The organism is Thalassospira sp. (genome assembly GCF_002709775.1).
Taxonomy (GTDB): Bacteria; Pseudomonadota; Alphaproteobacteria; order Rhodospirillales; family Thalassospiraceae; genus Thalassospira.
In genome coordinates, this window is record NZ_PAQR01000008.1 from 69,552 (window position 1) to 94,053 (window position 24,502).

General features: G+C 57.0%; 20 protein-coding genes and 1 tRNA gene. 12 read left to right on the forward strand and 9 right to left on the reverse strand.

The window, feature by feature from the left end:
* Nucleotides 1-16: 16 nt before the first annotated feature.
* The 3 genes from mutT to CMO10_RS04375 all read left to right on the forward strand — a co-directional run bounded on the left by mutT (nucleotide 17) and on the right by CMO10_RS04375 (nucleotide 1,687).
* Entirely contained in the window at nucleotides 17-448 is a 432-nt protein-coding gene (gene mutT / locus CMO10_RS04365; RefSeq protein ID WP_063088498.1) for an 8-oxo-dGTP diphosphatase MutT, read from the forward strand.
* A gap of 62 nt (nucleotides 449-510) precedes the next feature.
* Nucleotides 511-1,272, forward strand: coding sequence for a competence/damage-inducible protein A (locus CMO10_RS04370; protein ID WP_082049786.1), 762 nt, complete (start codon nucleotides 511-513; stop codon nucleotides 1,270-1,272).
* Nucleotides 1,273-1,342: 70 nt separating this feature from the next.
* Nucleotides 1,343-1,687 (forward strand): hypothetical protein, encoded by a 345-nt coding sequence (locus tag CMO10_RS04375; RefSeq protein WP_297019040.1) that lies wholly within the window; start codon nucleotides 1,343-1,345, stop codon nucleotides 1,685-1,687.
* Nucleotides 1,688-1,734: 47 nt separating this feature from the next.
* Here the strand turns inward: CMO10_RS04375 and CMO10_RS04380 are convergent, their stop codons facing one another.
* The 3 genes from CMO10_RS04380 to CMO10_RS04390 all read right to left on the reverse strand — a co-directional run bounded on the left by CMO10_RS04380 (nucleotide 1,735) and on the right by CMO10_RS04390 (nucleotide 4,252).
* A complete protein-coding gene (locus CMO10_RS04380) occupies nucleotides 1,735-1,989 on the reverse strand; it encodes a hypothetical protein (RefSeq protein WP_297019041.1) in 255 nt (84 codons plus the stop codon).
* 36 nt (nucleotides 1,990-2,025) lie between these two features.
* A complete protein-coding gene (bluB, locus tag CMO10_RS04385) occupies nucleotides 2,026-2,712 on the reverse strand; it encodes a 5,6-dimethylbenzimidazole synthase (protein WP_044829268.1) in 687 nt (228 codons plus the stop codon).
* Nucleotides 2,713-2,848: 136 nt separating this feature from the next.
* Nucleotides 2,849-4,252 carry a hypothetical protein gene (locus CMO10_RS04390; RefSeq protein WP_297019042.1) on the reverse strand — a complete coding sequence of 468 codons (1,404 nt, stop codon included), beginning with the start codon at nucleotides 4,250-4,252 and terminating at the stop codon, nucleotides 2,849-2,851.
* Nucleotides 4,253-4,722: 470 nt separating this feature from the next.
* Between CMO10_RS04390 and CMO10_RS04395 the strand changes: the two genes are divergently transcribed.
* The 7 genes from CMO10_RS04395 to CMO10_RS04425 all read left to right on the forward strand — a co-directional run bounded on the left by CMO10_RS04395 (nucleotide 4,723) and on the right by CMO10_RS04425 (nucleotide 11,472).
* Nucleotides 4,723-4,809, forward strand: a tRNA-Leu gene (locus CMO10_RS04395).
* 264 nt (nucleotides 4,810-5,073) lie between these two features.
* Entirely contained in the window at nucleotides 5,074-7,815 is a 2,742-nt protein-coding gene (locus tag CMO10_RS04400; RefSeq protein WP_297019043.1) for a cation-transporting P-type ATPase, read from the forward strand.
* 68 nt (nucleotides 7,816-7,883) lie between these two features.
* A complete protein-coding gene (locus CMO10_RS04405) occupies nucleotides 7,884-8,276 on the forward strand; it encodes a hypothetical protein (protein WP_297019044.1) in 393 nt (130 codons plus the stop codon).
* Nucleotides 8,277-8,304: 28 nt separating this feature from the next.
* Nucleotides 8,305-8,580 (forward strand): DUF3572 domain-containing protein, encoded by a 276-nt coding sequence (locus CMO10_RS04410; protein WP_297019045.1) that lies wholly within the window; start codon nucleotides 8,305-8,307, stop codon nucleotides 8,578-8,580.
* A gap of 131 nt (nucleotides 8,581-8,711) precedes the next feature.
* Nucleotides 8,712-9,407, forward strand: coding sequence for a TetR/AcrR family transcriptional regulator (locus tag CMO10_RS04415; protein WP_297019046.1), 696 nt, complete (start codon nucleotides 8,712-8,714; stop codon nucleotides 9,405-9,407).
* On the forward strand, nucleotides 9,404-10,714 hold the full coding sequence (locus CMO10_RS04420) for a phenylacetate--CoA ligase family protein (RefSeq protein WP_297019047.1): 1,311 nt from the start codon (nucleotides 9,404-9,406) through the stop codon (nucleotides 10,712-10,714). The genes CMO10_RS04415 and CMO10_RS04420 overlap by 4 nt, the downstream gene beginning before the upstream one ends.
* On the forward strand, nucleotides 10,711-11,472 hold the full coding sequence (locus CMO10_RS04425; RefSeq protein ID WP_297019048.1) for an enoyl-CoA hydratase/isomerase family protein: 762 nt from the start codon (nucleotides 10,711-10,713) through the stop codon (nucleotides 11,470-11,472). The genes CMO10_RS04420 and CMO10_RS04425 overlap by 4 nt, the downstream gene beginning before the upstream one ends.
* Here CMO10_RS04425 and CMO10_RS04430 read toward each other — a convergent pair.
* Both CMO10_RS04430 and CMO10_RS04435 read right to left on the reverse strand, forming a co-directional pair.
* On the reverse strand, nucleotides 11,469-12,014 hold the full coding sequence (locus CMO10_RS04430) for a GNAT family N-acetyltransferase (protein ID WP_297019049.1): 546 nt from the start codon (nucleotides 12,012-12,014) through the stop codon (nucleotides 11,469-11,471). The two genes, CMO10_RS04425 and CMO10_RS04430, sit on opposite strands and share 4 nt — an antisense overlap.
* 48 nt (nucleotides 12,015-12,062) lie before the next feature.
* Nucleotides 12,063-12,893 carry an undecaprenyl-diphosphate phosphatase gene (locus tag CMO10_RS04435; RefSeq protein WP_044829262.1) on the reverse strand — a complete coding sequence of 277 codons (831 nt, stop codon included), beginning with the start codon at nucleotides 12,891-12,893 and terminating at the stop codon, nucleotides 12,063-12,065.
* A gap of 265 nt (nucleotides 12,894-13,158) precedes the next feature.
* Here CMO10_RS04435 and CMO10_RS04440 point away from each other — a divergent pair, with 265 nt between their 5' ends.
* Complete coding sequence (locus CMO10_RS04440) at nucleotides 13,159-14,589, forward strand: NAD(P)-dependent oxidoreductase (RefSeq protein WP_297019050.1); 1,431 nt, start codon at nucleotides 13,159-13,161, stop codon at nucleotides 14,587-14,589.
* Nucleotides 14,590-14,617: 28 nt separating this feature from the next.
* Nucleotides 14,618-19,168: a glutamate synthase large subunit gene (gene gltB, locus CMO10_RS04445; protein WP_297019052.1), complete on the forward strand. Its 4,551-nt coding sequence runs from the start codon at nucleotides 14,618-14,620 to the stop codon at nucleotides 19,166-19,168.
* Nucleotides 19,169-19,287: 119 nt separating this feature from the next.
* Here the strand turns inward: gltB and CMO10_RS04450 are convergent, their stop codons facing one another.
* The 4 genes from CMO10_RS04450 to CMO10_RS04465 all read right to left on the reverse strand — a co-directional run bounded on the left by CMO10_RS04450 (nucleotide 19,288) and on the right by CMO10_RS04465 (nucleotide 24,457).
* Complete coding sequence (locus CMO10_RS04450; protein WP_044829259.1) at nucleotides 19,288-19,515, reverse strand: hypothetical protein; 228 nt, start codon at nucleotides 19,513-19,515, stop codon at nucleotides 19,288-19,290.
* A gap of 171 nt (nucleotides 19,516-19,686) precedes the next feature.
* Nucleotides 19,687-19,911, reverse strand: a complete 225-nt coding sequence (locus CMO10_RS04455; RefSeq protein WP_044829258.1) for a hypothetical protein — start codon at nucleotides 19,909-19,911, stop codon at nucleotides 19,687-19,689.
* A gap of 270 nt (nucleotides 19,912-20,181) precedes the next feature.
* Complete coding sequence (locus tag CMO10_RS04460) at nucleotides 20,182-22,542, reverse strand: ATP-binding protein (RefSeq protein ID WP_297019057.1); 2,361 nt, start codon at nucleotides 22,540-22,542, stop codon at nucleotides 20,182-20,184.
* A 46-nt stretch (nucleotides 22,543-22,588) separates the two neighbouring features.
* Nucleotides 22,589-24,457 carry an ABC transporter substrate-binding protein gene (locus tag CMO10_RS04465; protein WP_297019059.1) on the reverse strand — a complete coding sequence of 623 codons (1,869 nt, stop codon included), beginning with the start codon at nucleotides 24,455-24,457 and terminating at the stop codon, nucleotides 22,589-22,591.
* Between the last annotated feature and the right edge of the window lie 45 nt (nucleotides 24,458-24,502).

Here is a 24,502-nt window from a genome sequence, read left to right on the forward strand (position 1 = left end):
ACCAGATAAAGGCTGCATGTCGGTTGACCTGCGCCAGGGCAAAATCCCGGAAAAAACCGTGTTCGTCAGTGCCGTCGCACTGGTCGACATTGATCATCGCGTGCTGATCGCCCAGCGCCCGGAAGGCAAATCCATGGCAGGCCTGTGGGAATTCCCCGGTGGCAAGGTCGAGGCCGGGGAAACACCCGAAATGGCGCTTGTGCGCGAGCTCAAGGAAGAGCTTGGCATTGATATCACCGAAAGCTGCCTGGCGCCCTTTACCTTTGCGTCCTTCACCTATGATGATTTCCATCTGATGATGCCGCTTTATCTCTGCCGCGTCTGGAAAGGCGAAATTACGCCGATGGAAGGCCAGCAGGTGAAATGGGTGCGCCCGGTGCGTCTCGGCGATTATCCGATGCCGCCGGCTGATGTGCCGCTTGTGGCAATGCTGCGCGATTTCCTGTGAGCCAGCTGCATCGTTGTGGCGTATGGTTCAGGGCAAAAGAATTTGAATGATGTTGTGGGGTTATGATGTCTGATCCGGTCCGTGCCTGCCTGATTATTATCGGCAATGAAATCCTGTCTGGCCGCACCCATGACAAGAACCTGCCCTATCTGGCGGAAGAGCTGAATACGCTTGGCGTGCGTCTGGCCGAAACCCGCGTGATCCCCGACATCGAAGACACCATCATTGCCACGGTCAATGAATGCCGGGCAAAGTTTGATTATGTCTTCACCACCGGCGGCATCGGTCCGACCCATGACGACATCACGTCTGAATGTGTCGCCAAGGCATTTGGCGTTGAGATTGAGCTGAATGCCGACGCACACGAATTGCTCAAAAGCCATTATGAAAACCCCGAAGACCTCAATGAAGCCCGCCTGCGTATGGCGCGCATTCCGGTCGGGGCGGAACTGGTACAAAACCCTATCTCCAAGGCACCGGGTTTCCGCATGGAAAATGTCTATGTCATGGCCGGCGTGCCGATGATCATGCAGGCCATGTTCCAGGGCATCAAGCATCAGTTGATCGGCGGCAAGCCGATGGTGTCGCGTTCTGTCGGGGGTTACATCCCTGAAGGCACGATCGCCAAGGTGCTGGCCGAAATTCAGGGCGATTTCCCTGCAACCGATATCGGGTCCTATCCGTTCCTGCGCGAAGGCAAACTTGGCACCACATTGGTGGTGCGCGGCGAAGAGCCCGACGACGTCAATCAGGCGTCAGAGCGCATTCGCCTTGCCATCATCGAAGGCGGCAAGGACGTGATCGAAGATACCGGCGCTGTTTGATTGCGTTTGGTCAAGGTAATCACCAAACACTGCGTCTAGAATTGTTCTGACCTTTTGACGGGAAGAGAACATGACTGACCAGAACCACGATCCGCATCATGAAGCGCGCAACAGTCAGGCCGCGCGCGAAGCACGCTCGATTGTGAAATTCATGATCGAACACACGGCCTATGGCGGGTTCGGCGCACTGGTCTTCGGAGCACTGGTGTTATTCTTCGATATCGGAGGGATCTACACCTTGGCGATGTCGTCGCGTGATGCGCCGATCTTTATCTTCCTGTTGTTCTTTGGTCTGTTTGTGACCTTTGGCGGCATCAGCCTTGGCATCGGCATCATGACCATGGGCGGTTTTTCCGATGATGACCGCTACCGCGATGAACGCACCCGCAATCGCAATTCAGGTGACCGGTATTAAAAAAGGCGCCAACCTGTGGCGCCTTTCGTTGGGTATGCTGATCGGCCTTATGGCCGGTCCGTGCCGGACTTCTTGGCAATCACGCGCGCGACCAGCATGCCGATGATCCAGCCCGCCAGCGGCACGATAAAGATATAATCAAACAGAGGGTGGCTTGAATCGCCGCCCGATGCCGCCAGAATGAACCCGACCCAGCCCGCGGTCAGAAGATAGCCCATGATCTTGAAATAGACCCCGTTCGACAGGCCCTTTTTCTGTGGCGGCTGCTCGGGGTTGTTCGGGTGGCCTTGTTCGCCAGACATTCTGTCTTCCTTGTGTTTCGAAATCTGTTTTGCCGATCAGCGTTCAAGTGTGAGCGCGTCGGGATCAATGCGATCCTGCCAGCCTTCGCGCACCAGTTCGGGTACGACGTGATCCTGTTCCGGATAGCCGATGCAAAGATAGGCAATCAGTCGCCAGTGATCGGGTACATCAAGTGTCTTGCCAACAACATCGGGTTCAAGGATTGAAACCCAGCCAACCCCGATGCCCTTGACGCGCGCGGCCAGCCACAGCAACTGCACCGCCGCCACAGCCGAATAATCAAGCATTTCGGGCATGGTCTTGCGGCCCAGCCCCATGCCGGCTTCGGTTTCTTCATCGGCAAAGACGGCCAACTGCACCGGCGCCTGATCCATGCCCTGAAGCTTAAGCGACGCATAAAGCTTGGCCCGTTCGCCGTGATAGTCGTTCAGCGCCTCGTTATTGGCGCGCTCGAAACTGTCGCGGATTGATTTGCGGCGCTCGGGATCATTGACCTTCACAAAGCGCCACGGCTGACAATTACCAACCGACGGTGCCAAACAGGCTTCCTTGATCAGATCGTCGATGTCTTCCTGCGGGATCGGGTCGGTGCGAAAACGCCGAACATCACGCCGCCACAGCAACAAATCAATGAACTGCTTCTGGAAGGCCTTGTCGAAAACCGGCGGCGTCGGATCGTTGTCCTGTGCACTGTTTGCGGCAATCTGATCTGGTTTGGTCATGGCGCGGGCCTGATGGAATTGCGGGGTAACGTTATTTGTTGTGCACCCTACCTGTCAGCGCCGATCTCGCCAATAGCAAGATGATGCCGTGATGCGAATGCGGTCACATTTTGCGCAAGCATTCGGCTGGTTGCGCCTAGAACGGGACATCTATGGTGAGAAGCCCAGTATAATCCCCGTGTGCCACTTCATAGGTCAGCTTGCGCCGCAGCTCGAAACTGACACTGGCCGGGAAGCGGCTCCATTGCTGGGTAATCCCGCCGCCGGTATCAAGATAAAGGTTGGTGCTCTCAACACTGACAAACGGTTCCAGCGTCATCGAGGACCGTGCAACATCATGGATCAGCGAGAATTCTGAACGGATGCCGGTAATGTCCTCAGCCCCGGTGGCAATATCGCGAAAGCCTTGAATGCTGAGATCGAAGTTTAACGGGTCATAGGCATATTCCGACCCGGCATAATATCGTGTCGATCCGCTGCGCCCGTAATTCTGATTGAGAAGCGAGATGGTCTCTTCCTGCCCGGCAAACGGGATGATCTGATGATTGCCAAGGGCAAGGCGATAGCGCGCCTCGACCGAGGCATCAAAAAGCTGCGTGGTTGCCGTGCTACCCGCCACAAGCCCGCCATCTGTTGCGCGCGCTGCGTCAACATATTCGCGTGCCGTGATCACATCGCCATCAAGCTGAATGCTTAGCGGCACCGCACCGAATTCGTAATTAGACCCAAACCCGATGCTGTTTGAAATGCTGGTACTATCAAGCGTTTCCGCATAGCGCAGATTATCGGGCACAGTGCCAATCGGCGATTGGGCGATAGTGCTTTGACCCAGACTGATGCTGCCGCGCAGGTTAAACCAGTCCGTGACGCGCGAAACGAAATAGGGCGACAGGGCCAGGTTGTTTTCGCGGTAATGCAATTGCCGGGTGCCGGATTCTCCAACCGTGCTGCCCCAGCCAATGCCAAGGCCCAGAACCAACCCGTCATCCACCAGATAATCAACACCACTATCAATCGAGATGGTGTCACCACTTAAGCCCGGGTCATAGCCCGACCCGGTGATGCGGTTTTCAAGTTCTGAATGATTGCCCGCAAGCCAGATGCTGATCGGGGCATGCGCACTGCGCGACTGGGCGGGGAAGGTGCCTGCCGCACTATCAAGATCGAGCCTGCGCGCCAGTGATGAAAGCGCGCTCCGACCGGCGAGAATTTCACTTGGCGTCGGGGTGCCGGTGCCAAATTGCAGATGTTCGGTCGCCTGTTGCGGCGGGGAGACGTAGCCATCAAACAGCAGCGGCGCCACCCGGCTGTCATAAAGGTCCTCGTCCATCTTGTCGTAAAGGCGGTTCATGTGGCGGCGCTGGTTTTCGCTGCGCGTCGTGGTCTTGTTGCGCAAAACCGGCGCATCCGGGCGCGCGCCATCATCGCTGGCCAGGGCCTGCGTTATGATGGGAGGCTGACTTGTCTCGCGGCGAATGACATAGGCGATGGCCGCCAGACAGACCGTGGCAATCACGGCAGTTTGAAAAGGCCTGTGCATCTGACGTTAAACATCTCTGTTCTGGTCAGTGATTAGGGTCAGGCCTCATTGATTTGAATGGCAGACGTTATGTTTGTGAAATCCAAGGAAAATCCCGCAGAGCGGGTCGGTATCCCGGGCAAGGGGTTTGACGCAGGAGTTCGCAAACATAACGTCTGTCCTTCGGATTGACCGGATTTGCACGGTCTACTTTGTCGCAAAGCCTTGAAAGATGCATATCTTCCTGTGGTTTTGCTCCGCGTATCCGCACAAATCCGGTCAACCATTTAAACCAAATCAATGTGACCTGACCCTAACCTGACACAGGAAAATGCACGGAATGTGGAGAAAGACGGGCAGTTCTGCCCCATTGCTGGCTGAGGTGCCAAACGCGTGGCAAAGGTTGCGATCCGAGCCAATAGAATGTTGCGTCAAAAACCAAGCCGCGCTAGAACGCTTTGCACCGGCCTTGGCCGGTTCCAACGCGCGTCGCGGGCGTGGCGAAATTGGTAAACGCAGCGGACTTAAAATCCGTCAGCCCTAAGGCTTTGCCGGTTCAAGTCCGGCCGCCCGCACCAGCGCACCGGTCGACCCTTTTGCGGTCCCGGCATCAAATTGTCGAATTCCCGCCCTGAAATTCTCTGCTTTGTATTTCATCCTGTGATGCTCGTTTGACCACGAACGCAGGAGAATGATGATGGTTCATCTGATTGCCTTTGGCGTCATTGCCGCTGCCGCACTATTCGTAACCTGATGATTGTTTTGGGGCTGCTTGTCTCTGATGTTGCAGTGCGATAGGATCTGTGATGTGCTGATCACGCCATCAACAGGCCAGCATTGCCATGAACAAAGTCGCCGCCAAACCTGCCGAGATTTCCAAGAAACCGGTGCAATCAGACCGGCCCTGGCACGCTTTGCCCGCAGAGCAGGCTCTGGAGGATTTCCAGACAAGCCCGCAAGGCCTTGATGGAAAGCAAGCATCATCGCGTCTGGCGGAGTATGGCCCGAACCGTCTGGACCCGCCGCGCCGGCGCGGGCCGCTGATCCGGTTTCTGTCGCAATTCAACAATGTGCTGATTTATGTCCTGCTGCTGGCCGCCCTCGTCACAGGGGCCTTGGCACATTGGGTCGATACGTCTGTCATTCTGGCGGTGGTGGTGATCAATGCCATCATCGGCTTTGTTCAGGAAGGCCGGGCCGAAAGCGCGCTGGAGGCGATCCGCAATATGCTGTCGCTGGCCGCCATCGTTGAACGGGGCGGGCGCAAGACCGAAATCCCCGCCGAAGACGTCGTGCCCGGCGATATCATCCATCTGCAGTCGGGCGATAAGGTCCCGGCGGATCTGCGCCTGATCCGGGTCAAGGGCCTGCAAATTCAGGAAGCCATCCTGACCGGCGAATCCGTTCCCGTCGACAAGGCCGTTTCATCGGTGGCAGAGGACGCCGCCCTTGGCGATCGGTTTTCCATGGCCTATTCCGGCACCATGGTCACCCACGGGCAGGGCTGCGGCGTGGTCGTTGCCACCGGGGCCAAAACCGAAATCGGGCGTATCAGTGCGCTTCTGTCCGAGGTCACCACGCTGACCACACCGCTTTTGCGCCAAATGTCGACCTTCGGGCGGAAGCTCAGTGCCGCGATCATGGCGGTGGCCTTTGTCACTTTTGCCATTGGCGTCTGGGTGCATGGCCGCGGGGCGGCTGACATGTTTGTCGGGGCGGTCGCACTGGCGGTCGCCGCCATACCCGAAGGCCTGCCTGCCATCATGACCATCGCGCTTGCCACAGGCGTGCAGCGCATGGCATCGCGCCGTGCCATCATTCGCCGCTTGCCGGTGGTGGAGGCTTTGGGGTCGGTCAGTGTCATCTGCTCGGACAAGACCGGGACACTGACGCGCAATGAAATGACGGTGCAGTCCCTTGCGACGGGCAAGCATCTTTATGCCGTAACCGGCACCGGCTATCGCCCCGAAGGTGGGTTTGAGCTGGATGGCAAGCCGGTCACGCTGGCGGATCATCCGGGCCTGACCGAAATGGCCCGCGGGGCGTTGCTGTGTAGTGATGCCGGTCTGCATGAAACGGATGGCCAATGGTCGGTCGATGGCGACCCGACCGAAGGCGCACTGGTCGCCCTTGCCATGAAGGCGGAACTGGAACCGGGCGCGGAAAACCGTCTGTTGCCCCGTCATGATGTGATCCCGTTTGAATCCGAACATCGCTTCATGGCGACCCTGCATCACCATGCCGAAGGCCATGGCTTCATCTATGTCAAAGGCGCGCCGGAACGCATTTTGGGCATGTGCAGCTCGCAAGGCGGGCCGGAGTATCAGGAGGTTCTTGATCGTCCCTATTGGGAAGCCCGCATGCAGGAAATGGCCGAAAACGGTCAGCGGGTTCTCGCACTGGCCTTCCGCCCGACCCATAACGGCCATCACCAGCTGGTCTTTGATGACGTCAAACAGGATCTGGTTCTGATCGGCCTTTATGGCCTTGTCGATCCGCCACGCGAAGAAGCCATCGCCGCCGTTGCCAAATGCCGGGCAGCCGGGATCGCGGTTAAAATGATCACCGGCGATCATGCCATCACCGCCGGTGCGATTGCCCGCCAATTGGGGCTGGGCGACGGCGAACGGGTGGTCAGCGGCCACGAGCTTGACGGGCTTGATGACGCCGCCCTGCGCGATGTTGCCAGCCAATCGCATGTTTTCGCCCGCACCAGTCCCGAACATAAACTGCGTCTGGTCAAGGCCCTGCAGGCCGAGGGCCATGTCGTTGCCATGACGGGTGATGGCGTCAATGATGCCCCGGCACTCAAGCGTGCCGATGTCGGTGTCGCCATGGGCCAGAAGGGCAACGAGGCCGCCAAGGAAGCCGCCGAGATGGTTCTGGTCGATGATAATTTCGCCTCCATCGCCGCCGCGGTCGAGGAAGGCCGAACGGTCTATGACAACCTCGTCAAATCGATCCTGTTCATCCTGCCCAGCAGCGGGGGGGAGGCCCTGACGATTGTCATGGCGCTGGCTTTGGGGCAGTTGCTTCCGATCACAGCCCCGCAAATCCTCTGGGTCAACATGATCACGGCGGTGACACTGGCCTTGGCACTCGCGTTCGAACCCGCCGAAGACAATGTCATGAAGCGTCAACCGCGCCGGCGGGACGCGCCCTTGCTGTCGGGCTTTCTGATTTGGCGGACGGTTTTTGTCTCGCTCATTTTGGTTGCCGGGACATTTGGCGTGTTCGTCTGGTTCCAGAACCGGGGTGCTGATCTTGAAGTCTCGCGCACGGTCGCGGTCAACACGCTTGTCATGTTCGAGTTGTTCTATCTTTTCAATGCCCGCTTCCTGACAGCATCAGCCGTCAATCGACAGGGGCTTGTCGGCAGTCGGCCGGTATTGATCGCGGTGGCACTGGTCGTGATTTTCCAGCTGATCTACACCTATGCCCCGCCGATGCAGTATCTGTTTGAAAGCGTCGCCATCCCGCCGCTTGGCTGGGCGATGGCGGTTGGTGTCGGGTTTAGCGTCTTTGTCCTGGTCGAGATTGAAAAGGCGGTCCTGCGCCATTGGCAGAAACGCACGTCAGGGTGATGTTTACCGGATGTAAAGCAGATGTCGCCTATCCATGACACATCGCCGCAACCACGTGCTAGGCCCCCATGCCCTTACCTGATGAAGAAGACGAAGGCCCGCGCAAGAAAGAACGAGTGGGCAAATATGTTGCCCCCGAAGAGCGCGCGGCAAATATCGTCAAACAGCTCGATGAGTTCCTGCGCAAAGGGCCGCGCAAGGGGCTGAAATATTCCCGTTGGCAGCAGCTGGCCTGGTATGAGATCGTTGATGAGATCAAGCGCGCCGAAATGGCCCAGAAAAATCAGGACACCCTGACCAAATCCGCCTTCCTAAGCCTCGCCATCGGCTTTGGCACGGTTGGCTTCTGGGGCTTGGTTCTGATGGCGGGCAATGGTCTTGGCGGCATCGCCGCAGCGGTTATTGTGATTGCCGGTCTGGTAATCTGGCGCGCCATGGCCAAGGCGCAGTGGTTTAAATAGAAACGTATTCACGCAGGCAGTCAAAACCATGAACAAGGACGCAGCTGAAACGCTTGCCATTCGAGCCATCGCCCACATCGCCGGGGATGAGGAATTGCTGCAGGGTCTGATCGCGCAAACCGGCATGGGGCTTGATGACCTCAAAGCCGGGATCGGATCAAGCGAAGTGCAGTGTGGCGCCCTTGAATTTCTGCTGTCGCACGAACCGTTTCTGATGCGCTTTGTCGAGGATTCGGATTACGCCCCCGAAGACCCGGCACGCGCGCAAATCGTCCTGTCTGGCGGCCCGATCTGGCAGGACTGATCCAGCCTTAAAATCCGTTTTGTCCAAAACTTCCGGCAAGAGCATCCATGCAGTGGCTTGACCTTATGCCTGATCTAAAATATGAAACTGATGTCATGTTCATAAATTGATCGATAAGGCAGGCCCGCAATATGACCGCAACGCCAGGCGATTTTGACTTCAGCTTTGATTTCGACCGCCCCGAAAGCTTCAGCTACGCGGTGGCGTTGCGCGAAGCGGCTCAAGGCCAGCGCCGGGGTGAACGCACGCGCGCTGAAATCTGCGTCGCCGCCTGTCATTTGCTTGATCGCGAAAGCCTGTTTGATCTTAAGGTCTCGGCCATCTGCAAGGCCGCCAAGGTCGCCCATGGCACGTTCTATATCTATTTTTCCGACCGCCATGTTCTGGTCAGTGATCTGACGCTGGGCTTTGTTGGCTTTGTGCAGCAGGCGATGCTTGCGGTGGCCGAAGCCAATTCGGATAGCTCGATCCGCGCCACGACCGCCGCCTATTTCATGCTGTTTGAACAAAATCCCGGCCTGATGAAATGTCTGGTCCATAACATCGAAAGCTTCCCGGAGGCCCAGGAAGCCTTCCAGAAGCTGAACCGCGAATGGATCACCACCGTGGTCACGCGGATCGAGCGCCGACTGGCCAGGGACGGCAAACAAAATGACATCAGCCATGAAGAGCTGATGCGCCGCGCCTACGCGCTGGGAGGAATGACCGATCAATATCTGTCTGGCTTGCTGTTGATCGGCGACCCGACACTCGTAACCATTTCACAGGGGCGCGAAGCGGTCATTGATACCCTCAGTCTGCTGTGGCAACGGGGGCTTGAACCATGACTGTTATGCGCGACGCGGACAAAACACCGATCGATCAACTATTGCCCCACATTCAATCGTCCTGGGAAAAACAGGCCGATTATGTTGCGCAAAATTCCGAACTCTATCGCGACCTCTGGCAGGGCAAGGCACCGCCCAAGGACATCCGCGATCTTGCCGAACTGCCATTGTTAGATAAATCGCAGCTACGTGTGTCGCAGGCCGAACATCCGCCCTTTGGCAACTATCTGGCATCCGGCCGGGAAACGGCTGTGCGCCTGCACCGCACATCAGGCACGACCGGGCAGGCGATGAACCTTGCCCTGTCGGCACGTGATGCAAGTATCACCCAGATCGTTGGCGGGCGCAGTCATCGCACTGCGGGCCTCACACCCGACCATACCGTCGTGCATTGCCTGAATTATCAGATGTGGATGGGCGGGGTGACCGACCATATGACGCTCGAAGAAACCGGCGCGCTCGTCGTGCCATTTGGCGTTGGCGGGACGGAGCTTCTGGTGCGCACCATTCAGGAAGTCGGTATCACCGCCATTTCCTGCACGCCGTCCTATCCCGCTGTTCTCGAGCGCGTCATTGCTGAAAAGTTCCCCGGTCTAAAACCGCGTGATCTCGGGCTTAAGCTTGGCTTGTTTGGCGGGGAGCCGGGGCTGGATGATCCGGCATTTCGCGAACGGCTGCGTTCTGTTTGGGGCATGGAGCCCCGCAATGCCAATTACGGCGTTTCGGATGTGTTTTCGAATTTCGCCGCCCAATGCCCGCATGATACGCGCCTGCATTTTCTGGCATCTGATGTTCTCTATCCCGAACTTATTGACCCGGACACAGGTGACGCGATTGAACTGCGCGCTGGCGCCAAGGGTGAGCTGGTTCTAACCCACCTGATCCGCGATTGTCAGCCGCTGGTACGTTTCAGATCCGGTGACATCATCGCCATTGATGAAACCGAACCCTGCAGTTGTGGCTGCACCGGTTTCCGCTTCCGGGTGGTTGGGCGCTCGGATGACATGGTTGTGGTCCGCGGGCTTAACCTGTTTCCCAGCATGGTCGCTGCCGTGATCGGCCAGTTCGATCAGCTGTCGGGCGATTACCGCATCCTGCTCGATCAGCCGCCCCCTTATGATGCCCTGCCGGTATCGGTCGAAATGGCAAAGGATCAGGCGGGGGATATCCCATCGGGTCTGGCGGCGACGGTCGAAGCCGAAATCAAAAAGGTGCTTGGCGCAACGGCCCGCGTCACCATCCTGCCTGCCGGATCCTTCCCGGTGACCGAAGGCAAAACCAAACGCGTGATCAGGAGCTACGAATGAGCCAGATGACCTATGAAACCGTGCTGAGCGAACTGGGTGAAAACGGCGTCCGGACCATTACGCTCAACCGCCCCGGTAGCCTGAATGCCATGAACCGTGGTCTGATTGATGATGTCGCCCGCGCGTTCGAGGATGCCAATGCAGACCCGCAAACGCGCGTGATCATTTTCACCGGTGCGGGCAAGGCGTTCTGTGCGGGTGATGATCGCCGCGAACATGTCCACCCGGAAACCGAGGCTGAGGCACGCGACCTTGTCAACGCCATCCAGCGCGCCACCCACGCCATCACCCTTGGTCCCAAGCCGGTGGTCGGTGCAATCAATGGCTGGGCCGTTGGTGGCGGGTTTGAATGGGCGATCAATTGCGATTTCCCGATCTGGGGGCGTTCGGCGCGTGCCTTCTTCCCGGAAGTCTCGCTGAACCTGTTTGTCACCGGTGCAGTGACCGCCTTGCTTCCCGCCCTTGTTGGTCTGAACAAGGCGCGCGAAATGCTGTTCTTTGGTAAACGCTATGACGCCACCGAATTGCATGAGGCTGGGGTTGCCTGGCGCGTGGTCGATGATGCGGACCTGATCGCAGAGGCAACCGCAGTCGCCAATGACCTTGCCAATCTGCCCGAACTTTCGGTACGCGCGATGAAGCGGGTGCTGAATTCGGTCGCAACGGCGGATATGCACCGCGCGCTTCAGCTTGAAACCGATGCAACGGTTGCCGGTTTCCTTGATCCGAAAACCACGGAACTGCTCAGCGCCTTTTAGCTGCGGCGTACCAGCAGTTCCGGTTTGCCGGGGATATCGGGTCTGGGGTCGGTGCGCAGCAATCCGTAAATCACCGAATCCCGGATGCCGATATGGGTTTCCCACTCGCCGCGCAAAATGCCTTCGCGGGTGAAACCCAGCTTCTCGAACGTCTTTTGCGATGCGTGATTGTCCGGGTCGATATCGGCAAAGATCCGGCGGGCAGACGTTTTGGCAAACAGATCTTCCGTCGCGGCCGCCAATCCGCGGGCGGCATAGTTCTTCCCGCGCGCTGTCGGATGGATCATGCAGGCCGCTTCCCAGATATCCGCATCCCGCCCGGTATTATAAAAGGCAATAACACCACGGGCCGGTCCATCGGGTGTCTCGCAAACGACCCATGATGTGTCGGCAAAGTCACCGTACCAATCCTTGAGCTTCGCGATGGTCGTTTCAGTGTCCGGGGTGGCTGGTTCGGGCAGCCACATGCAGCAATCATCATCGCCAAAAATAGCGTGCAGGTCCGGGCCATCTCTTACCGGATCAAGGGGGTGCAGATACATCTCAGGCACTTTGGTTTGTCGATCAGAACGGCGTTTTAAGTGTGGGACTTAGCCCATGAAGGGCAGGGGTGCGCCGCCATAGACGTAAATCCAGACCAGAAGTCCACCACCAAGCAAAATGCGATAGATCGCAAATGGTGTGAAGCTGGACCGCTTCAGCCAGCTCATCAAAAGGGCAATGGCGATCAGCGCGGTGATAAAGGAAAGACCCGCTGCAAGCAGGACGTCTTCGGTCAGGTTGATGTCGCCTGCCTGATGCAGATCGATGCCTGCCAGCAAGCCGGCACCCAGAATAACCGGAATCGACATCAGCATGGAAAACTGCGCAGCGTCGGATCGCTCATAACCCATGAAGCGCGCAGCCGTCATGGTGATGCCCGAACGGCTCGTACCGGGGACAAGTGCCAGGACCTGTGCGAGGCCGATAAAGAGTGCACCGCCCCAACGCATATGCTCAAGGCGGTTGATGGTCATGCCCACCTTGTCGGCAAACCACAGCAACACACCAAAGCCAAGCGTGGTCCATGCGATGATCTCAACGGAACGCAACTGTTCCTCGATCCCGGACACCTTGAAGTAAAATCCAACAGCGATCACCGGGATGGTGGCCAGCACAATATGAATGGCAAGACGGGCACCAGCGTTGATACGCCCGGTAAACAGCCGGACGAATCCGCCGAGCATGGCGAACACATCACGCCAGAAATAGATCAAAACAGCGGCCAAAGTACCGACATGAACCGCGACGTCTACCAACAAACCCTGATCCGCGCTGCCGGTCATGGCCGGGGCCAGTATCAGGTGGCCAGATGAGCTGATCGGGAGAAATTCGGTGATCCCCTGAACGACCGCCAGAAGAATAATGTGCTGTAGGGTCACGCCCGCCTCTGTGCCTGTTCGCTGCAAAAACTGATCGCTTATAGCAGTTTAGCCCATTTTGGCGAAACGCATAAATAGTACCATTATGGTACTATTGAAACAATCTTACGGTGATTTGATTGCGGTTCGGATGAAAAGCCGCAAAATTAATCTGGATATTTAAGTCAGCTTTATTGACCTAAATGGTATTTTGTGCTGGATTCTTGCCTATTCGACACGTATACAGAGCGAAACCCGCAACATAAAACCCTTCCAGAGGGCCGTCATGACAGAAAAGATGCTGAAGTTTGTTCATCTTGAACAAAAATATCCGCACAAAAGAGAAGCGTCCGAGCGCCGCACGGATTTCAACGAGATTTATGCTCCGTTCGAGGACGCCAATGCTGCCGATCAGGCATCACGCTGTTCGCAGTGTGGTGTGCCGTTCTGCCAGGCGCATTGCCCGCTTTATAATAACATCCCCGATTGGCTGCGCCTGACCACCGAAGGTCGCATGGAAGAGGCTTATGCCATCTCGGCTGCAACCAACAACATGCCGGAAGTTACGGGCCGCATTTGCCCGCAGGATCGCCTGTGCGAAGGCAACTGCGTCATCGAACAATCGACCCATGGTGCCGTCACCATTGGTTCCGTCGAAAAATACATCACCGATACCGCCTTTGCGAATGGCTGGGTGAAGCCGCCGAAACCGGCCAAGGAAAATGGCATGTCGGTTGGTATCATCGGCGGTGGTCCCGGTGGTATGGCCGCAGCCGAACAGCTGCGTCTCAAGGGTTATGAAGTCCATATCTATGACCGTTATGACCGCATGGGCGGCCTTCTGGTTTATGGTATTCCGGGCTTCAAGCTTGAAAAGGATGTGGTTGAACGCCGCGTGAAACTTCTCGAAGACGGTGGCGTTGTCATGCACACCGAATTCGAAGTTGGCCGCGACGCCACCCTTGAAGACCTGCGCAAGAAACATGACAGCGTTCTGATCGCGACCGGCGTTTACAAGGCCCGCGAACTGAAACTGCCGGGTGCAGGACTCTCGAACGTCTATCCCGCACTTGAATATCTGACCACGTCCAACCGCCATGGTCTGGGTGACAAGGTTGCTGCCTACGAAGACGGTACCCTTAATGCCAAGGACAAGAACGTTGTGGTGATCGGTGGTGGTGATACCGCCATGGACTGTGTCCGTACCGCGATCCGTCAGGGTGCGAAATCGGTCAAGTGTCTCTATCGTCGTGACCGTGCGAATATGCCGGGCTCGCAGCGCGAAGTTGCCAATGCCGAGGAAGAAGGCGTTGAATTCGTCTGGCTGACCAACCCGGAAGCCTTCGTTGGTGATGACAAGGTAACCGGTGTGCGTGCGGTCAAGATGCGCCTTGGTGCCCCGGATGCCGGTGGCCGTCAGAGCCCGGAAATCATCGAAGGTTCGAGCTACACCATGGATGCCGACATGGTCATCCTCGCACTTGGTTTTGAACCCGAAGATCTGCCGACCCTGTTTGATTCACCGGAACTTGGTGTGTCGCGTTGGGGCACGGTCAAAATCGACTTCCGCACCATGATGACCAATCTGGATGGCGTGTTTGCTGCGGGTGATATTGCCCGTGGTGCCTCGCTTGTGGTCTGGGCAATTCGCGATGGCCGCGATGCGGCGGACCGGATTGATGAATATTTGCTGGCGCGCAAAGAAGCTGCCGCTTAATCCCGCTGCCGCATTAGGAGAGAGAGTTATGAACAAGATCGTTCACAGCAAGGGCGCACACGATATCGCCCGTTTTGAAAAGAACGCGGCTCATCTTGAAGCCAGCGGGATGTATGATCCGGCCGAAGAACATGCCAACTGCGGTGTGGGTCTTGTCGGTGCGATTGACGGCAAGCCGCGTCGCGAAGTGGTCGAAGCCGGGATCGAGGCGCTCAAGGCCATCTGGCACCGTGGTGCTGTTGATGCTGACGGCAAGACTGGTGATGGCGCGGGCATCCACCTTCAGATCCCGCAGGACTTCTTCAAGGCTTATCTTAAAGTCATCAACCAGGAAGCCCCCGATAGCCTGATCGCTGTTGGTCAGGTCTTCCTGCCGCGTATCGACATGTCGGCACAGGAACGTTGCCGTGCGATTGTTGAAACCGAAATCCTCAAGCAGGGTTACGGCATTCTTGGCTGGCGTCAGGTGCCGGTTGACGTGTCGGTCATCGGTGAAAAAGCCAACCAGACCCGCCCGGAAATCGAGCAGGTCCTGATCGGCGTGCGCGACGATGTCAGCGAAGAAAAGTTCGAAATCGACCTTTACGCGATCCGTCGCCGCATCGAGAAAGCCGTGCTTTCCGAAGCGATCAAGGATTTCTACATCTGCTCGATGTCGTGCCGTTCGGTGATCTACAAGGGCATGTTCCTTGCCGAGGACGTTGATACCTTCTATCCGGATCTGCGTGACAGCCGCTTCATTTCGAACTTCTGCGTCTATCACCAGCGCTATTCGACCAACACCTTCCCGAGCTGGCCGTTGGCACAGCCGTTCCGTGTTCTTGCCCATAATGGCGAAATCAACACGCTGCGCGGTAACGTCAACTGGATGAAAAGCCACGAAGCACGCATGGCACACGATGCCTACGCCGATAGCATCGATGACCTCAAACCGGTGATCCAGCCTGGCTCGTCTGACTCCGCTGCCCTTGATGCCGTGTTCGAGCTGATGGTGCGTGCCGGTCGTGACCTGCCGATGGTGAAAACCATGATGGTGCCGGAAGCCTGGTCGAAAAAGGCCTCCACGCCAGACAGCTATAAAAACCTTTATGCCTATTGCAACGCGGTTATGGAACCGTGGGACGGCCCGGCTGCTCTTGCGGCTTATGGCGGCAAATGGCTGATGGGTGGTACGGACCGTAACGGTCTGCGTCCGCTGCGTTATGCGGTGACCGGCAATGGTCTTCTGATTGCGGGTTCCGAAACCGGTATGGTTCATATCGACGAGGAAGCCTGCGTTGAAAAAGGCCGCCTCGGCCCGGGTCAGATGATTGCGGTCAACCTTGAAGAAGGCAAACTGCTCCATGACGCGGAACTGAAAGATCAGCTGGCCGCCCGTCGCGACTGGTCGAAATGGGTTGGTCGCACCAAGGTGCTTGATGACCTGATTTCACCGGAACGCACCGAGCCGGCTCATTTCGAAAAAGAACGCCTGCTGCGTCTGCAGAAGTCGATGGGCCTGACCCATGAAGACCTTGAACTGATCCTCCATCCGATGGGTGAGGACGGCAAGGAAGCCATTGGCTCGATGGGTGATGACACCCCGCTTGCGATCCTCTCGGACCGTTATCGCGGCCTGCATCACTTCTTCCGTCAGAACTTCTCGCAGGTCACCAACCCGCCGATCGACAGTCTTCGTGAAGCGCGCGTCATGAGCCTGAAAACCCGTCTCGGCAACCTTGGCAACATCCTCGATGAGGATGAAAGCCAGTGCGATCTGCTGCAGCTCGAAAGCCCGGTTCTGACCAACTCCGAATATGACGCGATGCGCGGTTATATGGGCGACAGTGCGGTCGAAATCGACACCACCTTTGACATCAATGGTGGCAAGATGGCGCTGCGCGAAGCGATCTCGCGCATTCAGCGCGAAGCAGAAGAAGCCGTTCGCGGTGGTGCCCTTCACGTCATTCTGACCGACGAAGGTATCTCTGAAACCCGTGCGGCAATCCCGATGATCCTGGCAACCGGCGGCGTTCACAGCCACCTCGTCAAGACGTCGCTGCGCACCTATATCTCGCTTAACGTTCGCTCGGCCGAATGCATGGATGTGCATTACTTTGCCGTTCTGATCGGTGTTGGCGCGACCACGGTGAACGCCTATCTCGCACAGGAAGGTCTGCTTGATCGTTATGCGCGTGGCCTGTTCCCGAATGTGAACAGCACCGCAGAAGTCATGCAGCGCTTCAAGGCTGCCATTGATGCCGGCCTGCTCAAGATCATGTCGAAAATGGGCATCTCGATCATCAGCTCGTATCGTGGTGGCTATAACTTCGAAAGTATCGGTCTGTCGCGCTCGCTTGTTGCTGAATTCTTCCCGGGCATGCCGTCGCGCATTTCGGGTATCGGCCTTCAGGGCATCCAGCGCCGCACCATCGCCCAGCACAAAGAGGCGTTTAACGGCAATGTCGTGACCCTGCCGGTTGGTGGTCTTTATAAATATCGCCGCAGTGGCGAACGCCATGTCTGGACCGGTCCGCTGATCCATACCCTGCAGTCTGCTGTCACCTCGGGCAGCTACCATTCGTTCAAGAAATTCTCGGATGGTCTGCGTTCGCGTGAACCGCTGCATCTGCGTGATCTGCTTGATTTCCGTTCCGACCGCGAAGGTGTGCGTCAGGATCAGGTCGAAAGCATCACCGAAATCCGCAAACGTTTCGTAACGCCGGGCATGTCCCATGGTGCATTGTCGACCGAGGCGCACGAAGCGCTTGCGATCGCCATGAACCGTATCGGTGCGAAATCGAACTCCGGTGAAGGTGGCGAATCGCGTGAACGTTTCCGTCCGCGTGCGAACGGTGACAATGCGCGTTCCTCGATCAAGCAGGTGGCATCGGGTCGTTTCGGTGTCACGGCCGAATACCTGAACAACTGCGAAGAAATTCAGATCAAGGTCGCCCAGGGTGCAAAACCGGGTGAAGGTGGTCAGCTGCCGGGCTTCAAGGTCACGGTGGAAATCGCCCAACTGCGTCATGCAACGCCGGGTGTGACCCTGATTTCACCGCCGCCGCATCATGACATCTATTCGATCGAAGATCTGGCACAGCTGATCTACGACCTCAAACAGATCAACCCGCGTTGCCGCGTCTGCGTCAAGCTGGTGTCGCGTTCGGGTGTCGGCACGATTGCCGCCGGTGTTGCCAAGGCAAAAGCCGACGTGATCCTGATTTCCGGTTATGACGGCGGTACGGGTGCAAGCCCGCAGACCTCGATCAAATATGCAGGCGTTCCTTGGGAAATGGGCCTGTCGGAAGTCAACCAGGTGCTCACACTCAACAACCTGCGTGACAAGGTCAAACTGCGTGTTGATGGCGGTTTCAAAACCGGCCGTGACATTGTCATGGGTGCGATGCTTGGTGCCGAGGAATTCGGTATCGGTACGGCATCCCTGATTGCCCTTGGTTGCATCATGGTCCGTCAGTGTCATTCCAACACTTGCCCGGTCGGTGTCTGTACCCAGGATCCGGCCCTGCGCGCCAAATTCGTTGGTACCGCAGACAAGCTGGTCAACCTGTTCACCTTCATGGCCGAGGAAGTCAAAGACGTTCTGGCCGAGCTTGGCTACACCCGTCTCGAAGAGGTCATTGGCCGCTCCGATCTGCTGCAGCAGGTTCACCGTGGCGCCAAGGACCTTGTTGACCTTGACCTCAACCCGCTACTCGCACAGGCAGATGCTGGCGATCATGCACGCTTCTGCACCATCGAAGGCCGTAACGAAGTGCCTGACACCCTTGATGCCCAGATGATCAAGGATGCTCGTCCGCTTCTCGAAGACGGCGAAAAGATGCAGCTGCAATACAACATCCAGAATACCCAGCGTGCGATTGGCACCCGGATGTCGTCGCTGATCACGCAGAAATACGGCATGACCGGCCTGAAACCGGGCCATCTCCATGTCCGTCTGCGTGGCTCGGCTGGTCAGTCGCTTGGTGCCTTTGCGGTTCAGGGGCTTAAGATCGAAGTTCAGGGCGATGCCAACGACTATGTCGGCAAGGGTCTGTCGGGCGGAACGATCGTTCTGCGTCCGCGGCCTTCAAGTCCGCTCAAGACCAACGAAAACACCATCATCGGCAACACCATTCTCTATGGTGCGACCGCCGGCAAGCTGTTTGCCGCCGGTCAGGCCGGTGAACGTTTCTGTGTGCGTAACTCCGGTGCGACCGTCGTGGTCGAAGGTTGTGGCTCGAACGGTTGTGAATACATGACCGGTGGCACGGCCGTCATTCTTGGCTCCGTTGGTGAAAACTTCGGGGCGGGCATGACCGGTGGCATGGCGTTCATCTATGACCGCGAGAACATCTTTGCCGATGTCGTCAATGATGGCTCCATCCTGTATCAGCGCATTGAAACCCAGCATTGGGACGAACATTGCCGTTCTCTGATCGAAGAGCATGTGGCTGAAACCGAAAGCGGTTTCGCGCGCACCATCCTCGATAACTGGGATCGCGAACGCGGCAACTTCTGGCAGATCGTGCCGAAGGAAATCGTCGACAAGCTGGAACACCCCATTCGCTCCGAGAGCGAAAACCAGGCAACTGCGTGATCCCTCACGCTTTTGCGCAAGCTCCCTTGTCCAACACACCTGGACAATTGAACTCGCCCCGTACTTCGGTACGGGGCTTTTTTCTTTTCGGGGGATGGTTTTGAAAGGCTGGGGGCTGGTTACAGCAGGATGTTCAGATACGTCCCGCGCCGGGCATTATGATCAATCTGATCAGTAGCGATCAGGTTGCGCAGGCGGGCAAGCTGGGATGCGATGAAGCTGTCCGAGGATGGCTGATCGGAATTGGCACTGACCCGGCCACGCGACGCAATCGCACCCTGCGGACGCGCGCGCGCATCCTGAAGGCCGGTTTGCGAGGAGCCTGTCCCGATTCTGTTGGTTGCCATCTGACCATCCACGTTTGAAAACGCGCTAACCCTATCACGTGGTCAGGCATTTGTCATGATCGCGCAACAGATGCGGCCAAGGCGGTAATGGCCGGCACTGGCCCAAAAAATTCCCACAGAAAAAAGGGTGGCCACAAGACCACCCCGGAGGAAGCTAACGAGAGGGAAAAATCACGTTAGGATATTAACTTTGGTGCCACGGTTGCCGCTGGTTTCAAGCGGCTGGTGCTCGGTCACAATCGAACCGATGACCTTGGCAAGACCGGTTGCCTTATTGATCGCGCCTTCTGCGGCTGCGAAAGGCAAAGAGGGGTCTGCACCACCTTTGGGCGTAATTGCATCATTCACGGCCTGTGCCGCGGGACCAAGTCCTGAACCTTGAACTGAGCCGATCATCCTGACCTCATCACTTGTTCCGGTTGGGCGATGCCCATGTCTTTACCGGGGGCTTTAGAAACTCTCTGAAACCTACGGTATGGGCTTGTCCCCCTGATATAAGTGATGGTTGTCACACTATCCAGTGCGAGATTAAGGCAATACGCGCCAAATGCTTGGTTTACAAGCATTTGGCCTAATATAAACGGGTAAGATTTTTTTAACCAATCGGCGAAAAATGCGCCTCTCCCCGATGGTCAGGGTTGGGGACTCGACGTTTGGCAGGCGCGCTTAACTCGTCTTGGCGCGCTCGGCCGCCAGCTTGATCGCATCATGAACGGCCTTTTGCAGCTGGGCGGGGCGGAACGGCTTTTTGACAAAGACATAATTGCCCAGAAGCTTATCAAGTTCCTTGCGGGATCGTGCCGGATAGCCCGACATGAACACCACCCCATAACGCGGGTTCTGACGCAACGCCTCAATCACCAATTGCGGCCCGCTCCGTCCGGGCAGAACCACATCGGTCAGGATGACATCAAATGCATTCTCACCCGTGCTTTGCTCAAGGATGATGAGGGCGTCTTCGGTACTTTTGGCCGCTTCGGTGCGGTATCCGGCATCATCAAGAATGATCTGGGCTGTCGTGCGCAGCGCCTGTTCGTCATCGACAATCAGGATATTTTCGCCATTTCCCGGGAACTCGCCGATATCATCGACCTCATGCACGGGCTCCGCACCCGGCTCGGTGCGCGGCAAAAAGATCGAAAAGGTCGTGCCTTCGCCCTCGACACTTTCAAGATTGATGAAGCCGTGCGTCTCCTCGACCCAGCCATGAACGATCGAAAGACCAAGCCCCGTGCCCTTGCCCGGCTCCTTGGTCGAAAAGAACGGTTCGAAGATATGCTCGACAACATCTTCGGGGATGCCCGTGCCGGTATCCTGCACCGTGATGACAACGAACTGGCCCTCGACTTCGGGCGGATAGATATCGTCATCTTCATCCGCATCACGCTGGGCGAGTGGCGGGATGTCGGCACTGCTGCATGAAATCTGCAAGGTGCCGCCATCAGGCATCGCATCACGCGCATTGATCGCAAGGTTCAGCAAGCAGGCCGAAAGCTGTGTCGGATCAACACGGGTATAAAGATCCGGCTCATCGGACCACATCTGCAAATCAATCCGGTGCTCAAGCAAAGTCACCAGAAGCTTTTCCATCTCCGCAAAGATGGCTTCAACCCGGACATTCTTGGGCTGATCAATCCGACGGCGCGAGAACATCAAAAGCTGATCGGCAACCCCGGTGGCCCGTTCGCCAAGCGAGATCACGTGGTCGATATATTCCTTCACCTTTTCGGGGTCATCAATCTTTGCCCGGGCAACCTCGGCAAAGCTGAGGATCCCGGCCAGGCAGTTATTGAATTCATGGGCAACCCCGCCAGCCATCTGGCCAACCGCCTCAAGCTTTTGCGATGTCGCAAGCTGGCGCTGCAGCGCATGCTGTTCTTCGGCGGCACGCTTTTGGTCGGTGATGTTACTACCCGTCCCGCGATAGCCATTGAAACTGCCATCCAGCGCAAAAACAGGAACACCATTGATCCGCCCGAACTGCTTTTCGCCACTCCGCGATGTCCAGGAAAACTCGATATTGTAAAACGCCGTATGTTCATCAAGATGACGTTGAAGATGGGCCCAGCCTTCCGGATGCTCGGGATGAAGGCCAAGCTTGTCAAACGATTGCCCTTGCGGCGATCCGTTGATTTCCTCGATCAGCTGGTAAAACTTGTAGGAAGCAAAGGCGATCTTAAGGTCGCTGCCCATCTCCCAATACCAGTCGGCTGATGACAGCGTAAAGTCACGGAACCGTTCTTCACTGTCGCGCAGCGCATTCTGGGCTTCCTGATGTTGCTGGGTGCGGCGTTCCAGACTTTCGGCCATGGCATTCAGGCCACGTTCAAGGGTTCCGATCTCATCGCGGCCCATCGGCGTCAGGCGCGAGCTCAGCTTGCCAATCTGGATCTTGTTCACAAACTGGGCTGCGGTGATCAGGCGTTTCAGCACCGTATGCTGGGTAAACAGGAAAATCAGCGCCGAGGTCAGAAGCACACACAGCAACGAGCCGATCAGCAACACCGACTGCATCTGTCGCTGGCTTTCCTCAAGCCCCTTGGTGGATACCTTGAGGTAAACATACATGAACGGCTGATTGGCATTCAGCGCAAAGATCGGCGTGATGCTGACCATGCTCATTCCCGTTTCGTCATCGACGGTAAACAGGACCTGGTCAGTCATGTCGGCGCGAAGCTCGTCGGTCGGGAAGTTCGGTAACGTGCTGATTGAGGCACCAACCTTGAGCGGATCGGTGGAGTGGTAAACCGTGCCGTCAAAGCCGATCGCCATGGCCTGCTGCAAATGCGGGCCGAGCAGAAGCTCCATCTGCTGCGCATCACTCAGAACCGAGACCTTGAGCTGTTCCTGCTGGATAAGCCGACCGGGCGTGCTGATCTGTTCCGCGATCCTGCGGTCAATCTCGGCCCCGAAATAATTCACGTAATACCCGCCAAACAGGCCAAACAGGATGGTTTCCACGACAATGATCGCAAAGGCGATCTTGAAAACCAGACTGCCGATCAAACGGTCAAACAGCGTCCTCAAGTTAAATCGGCTCCCCGTTCAGAATGATGCGTCTTTGTCGTGGATTTTACTCGGCCTGAATAAAATACTGACTTGGGTTGGTCGGCGCAGGTGTCGCATAACTCCAGGCAGCTGGCATGACCTTGGGAACGTTGTGGAAATCCCGGGCCACCACGCCTTTTCTGTTTGGCGGCAATGCAATTCCCATAACGTAAAACTGATCGGCGCTGATGTCGAGAATATCGCGCATAAGTTGATTCTGTTTTTCGGCGCTGGCTGTCGCCTTCAACCGGTCATACAGCGCAAACTGGTCGCGGACCTCGCCTGGCGGGGTAATGGCATTCGGATCATCCGGGTTCAGATACCAGTGCGCCCAACCGGTCGCGAACCAAGATGATTCTGATGACATCGGCAAATAGTTGATCGGAATCACCATGGCATCAAGGCCGCCGTCACCACCCCATGCACTGGCGTGGTGGTCGTTGCCTTCGCGAAGGGCGACAAACTCGTCACGCGGCAGGTTGCGCGCGGTGACATCAACGCCAAGCTCACGCCAATACTGCATCACAGCCTGTAGCATCTCAAACCGGTTCGCACCTTCGGTATCAATCGCAAAGGAAAGCGGCTTACCATCCGGGCGCAGCAGGATGCCGTTGGCATCTCTTTCAGTCAGTCCGGCCTTCGCCAGATAGGTCTGGGCCAGCTCAAGATTATAAGCCATGAACTGCCGGGCCAGCACGGTATGGTATTGCGGGCTTTCCGGGCGCGGTGCCGCCTGATGGGGCACCGCGCCAGGGACAAAGCGGTCAATAATCGCTTCGCGATCAATCGCATAGGACAATGCGATACGGAAATCCTTCGACTGGAAGATATCGCGTAACACCGGATCCTTGTCATTGAGGTTCAGCGACAAGGTCAGGACATTCATATCGCTTTCAACCAGTGTAAAGGGCTGCAGGTCGCTGTTCTTTTCCAGAACTTCATCTGCCCGGTTGGTCACATGGCGTTCCTGCATATTGACCTTGCCGGCAATGGCGGCGTCGCTCGCGGCATCCTTGGACGGCACAAGCGTCATGGAAACCCTGTCGATATAGGGCAACTGGCGACCGGCCGGATCGATTTTCCAGTAATACGGATTGCGCTTGGCAACCAGCGGATCATCCTCGCCATACACCCCGGTCAGAACCCAGGCATTCAGCGTCGGAACATTCGGATTATCCCAACGTGTGGGATCATCAATGGTGCCGGGCTGGCCAAACACGTCGATGAATCGTTCTTTCCAGTCGGCAAAGCCCAGTGCCTTGGCCTCGGCATCAGCATTGGCATTATATTTCGGCAAAAGCGGTTTCAGGAAATGCGCCGGATAGCTCACCGGCTCAACGCCTTCGGGCCGCGCAAGGGCGGTCGGGAACAATCCGTATGGCTTGCTGAAACGAAAGGCGACGGTATGCGGGTCAATCGCATCGACCTGAACGGTGTTATCCCCTGATGTCAGCCATTCCGGCACCGTATCGGCAAAGGCCGGGTTGTTCAGAATGTCTTCATACCAGAACACAATATCGGCTGCGGTAAACGGCGCACCATCGGACCAACGCATGCCCGGACGCAGACGGAAAAAGAACTCGGTCGCATCGCCGCTCGGCTGGAAAGAAAGCGCGACATTCGGGATGGTCGATGTCCATTGCGGCGTCCAGCGCAGCAGGGGCTCATATCCGATATTGCGGATCAGAAGGGCGTGGTCGCGCTTGTTGCGCTGGGCCATCTTCCAAGTCCCGCCATAAGTGCCCATCCGATCATTTGGTGTGACGATCATCGGCGTGGTCGGCAAACGGTCCTTTACCGGCGGAAGACTTCCGTCCTCAACCTGCTTGGCAAGCTCGGGTGCCTCCCCGAATTCAACGGCGTGCGCGTTGCCAATGCCGGTCAGCATTGCCATAACCGCAACAATCAGGATAACAGTATGGTGCCTCACAAAAACCTT

Bases quoted from the DNA above. Each gene is read 5' to 3' on its own strand.
- mutT (WP_063088498.1), top strand. From the start codon at position 17: ATGTCGGTTGACCTGCGCCAGGGCAAAATCCCGGAAAAAACCGTGTTC.
- CMO10_RS04370 (WP_082049786.1), top strand. From the start codon at position 511: ATGATGTCTGATCCGGTCCGTGCCTGCCTGATTATTATCGGCAATGAA.
- CMO10_RS04375 (WP_297019040.1), top strand. From the start codon at position 1,343: ATGACTGACCAGAACCACGATCCGCATCATGAAGCGCGCAACAGTCAG.
- CMO10_RS04380 (WP_297019041.1), bottom strand. From the start codon at position 1,989: ATGTCTGGCGAACAAGGCCACCCGAACAACCCCGAGCAGCCGCCACAG.
- bluB (WP_044829268.1), bottom strand. From the start codon at position 2,712: ATGACCAAACCAGATCAGATTGCCGCAAACAGTGCACAGGACAACGAT.
- CMO10_RS04390 (WP_297019042.1), bottom strand. From the start codon at position 4,252: ATGCACAGGCCTTTTCAAACTGCCGTGATTGCCACGGTCTGTCTGGCG.
- CMO10_RS04400 (WP_297019043.1), top strand. From the start codon at position 5,074: ATGAACAAAGTCGCCGCCAAACCTGCCGAGATTTCCAAGAAACCGGTG.
- CMO10_RS04405 (WP_297019044.1), top strand. From the start codon at position 7,884: ATGCCCTTACCTGATGAAGAAGACGAAGGCCCGCGCAAGAAAGAACGA.
- CMO10_RS04410 (WP_297019045.1), top strand. From the start codon at position 8,305: ATGAACAAGGACGCAGCTGAAACGCTTGCCATTCGAGCCATCGCCCAC.
- CMO10_RS04415 (WP_297019046.1), top strand. From the start codon at position 8,712: ATGACCGCAACGCCAGGCGATTTTGACTTCAGCTTTGATTTCGACCGC.
- CMO10_RS04420 (WP_297019047.1), top strand. From the start codon at position 9,404: ATGACTGTTATGCGCGACGCGGACAAAACACCGATCGATCAACTATTG.
- CMO10_RS04425 (WP_297019048.1), top strand. From the start codon at position 10,711: ATGAGCCAGATGACCTATGAAACCGTGCTGAGCGAACTGGGTGAAAAC.
- CMO10_RS04430 (WP_297019049.1), bottom strand. From the start codon at position 12,014: ATGTATCTGCACCCCCTTGATCCGGTAAGAGATGGCCCGGACCTGCAC.
- CMO10_RS04440 (WP_297019050.1), top strand. From the start codon at position 13,159: ATGACAGAAAAGATGCTGAAGTTTGTTCATCTTGAACAAAAATATCCG.
- gltB (WP_297019052.1), top strand. From the start codon at position 14,618: ATGAACAAGATCGTTCACAGCAAGGGCGCACACGATATCGCCCGTTTT.
- CMO10_RS04450 (WP_044829259.1), bottom strand. From the start codon at position 19,515: ATGGCAACCAACAGAATCGGGACAGGCTCCTCGCAAACCGGCCTTCAG.
- CMO10_RS04455 (WP_044829258.1), bottom strand. From the start codon at position 19,911: ATGATCGGCTCAGTTCAAGGTTCAGGACTTGGTCCCGCGGCACAGGCC.
- CMO10_RS04465 (WP_297019059.1), bottom strand. From the start codon at position 24,457: ATGGCAATGCTGACCGGCATTGGCAACGCGCACGCCGTTGAATTCGGG.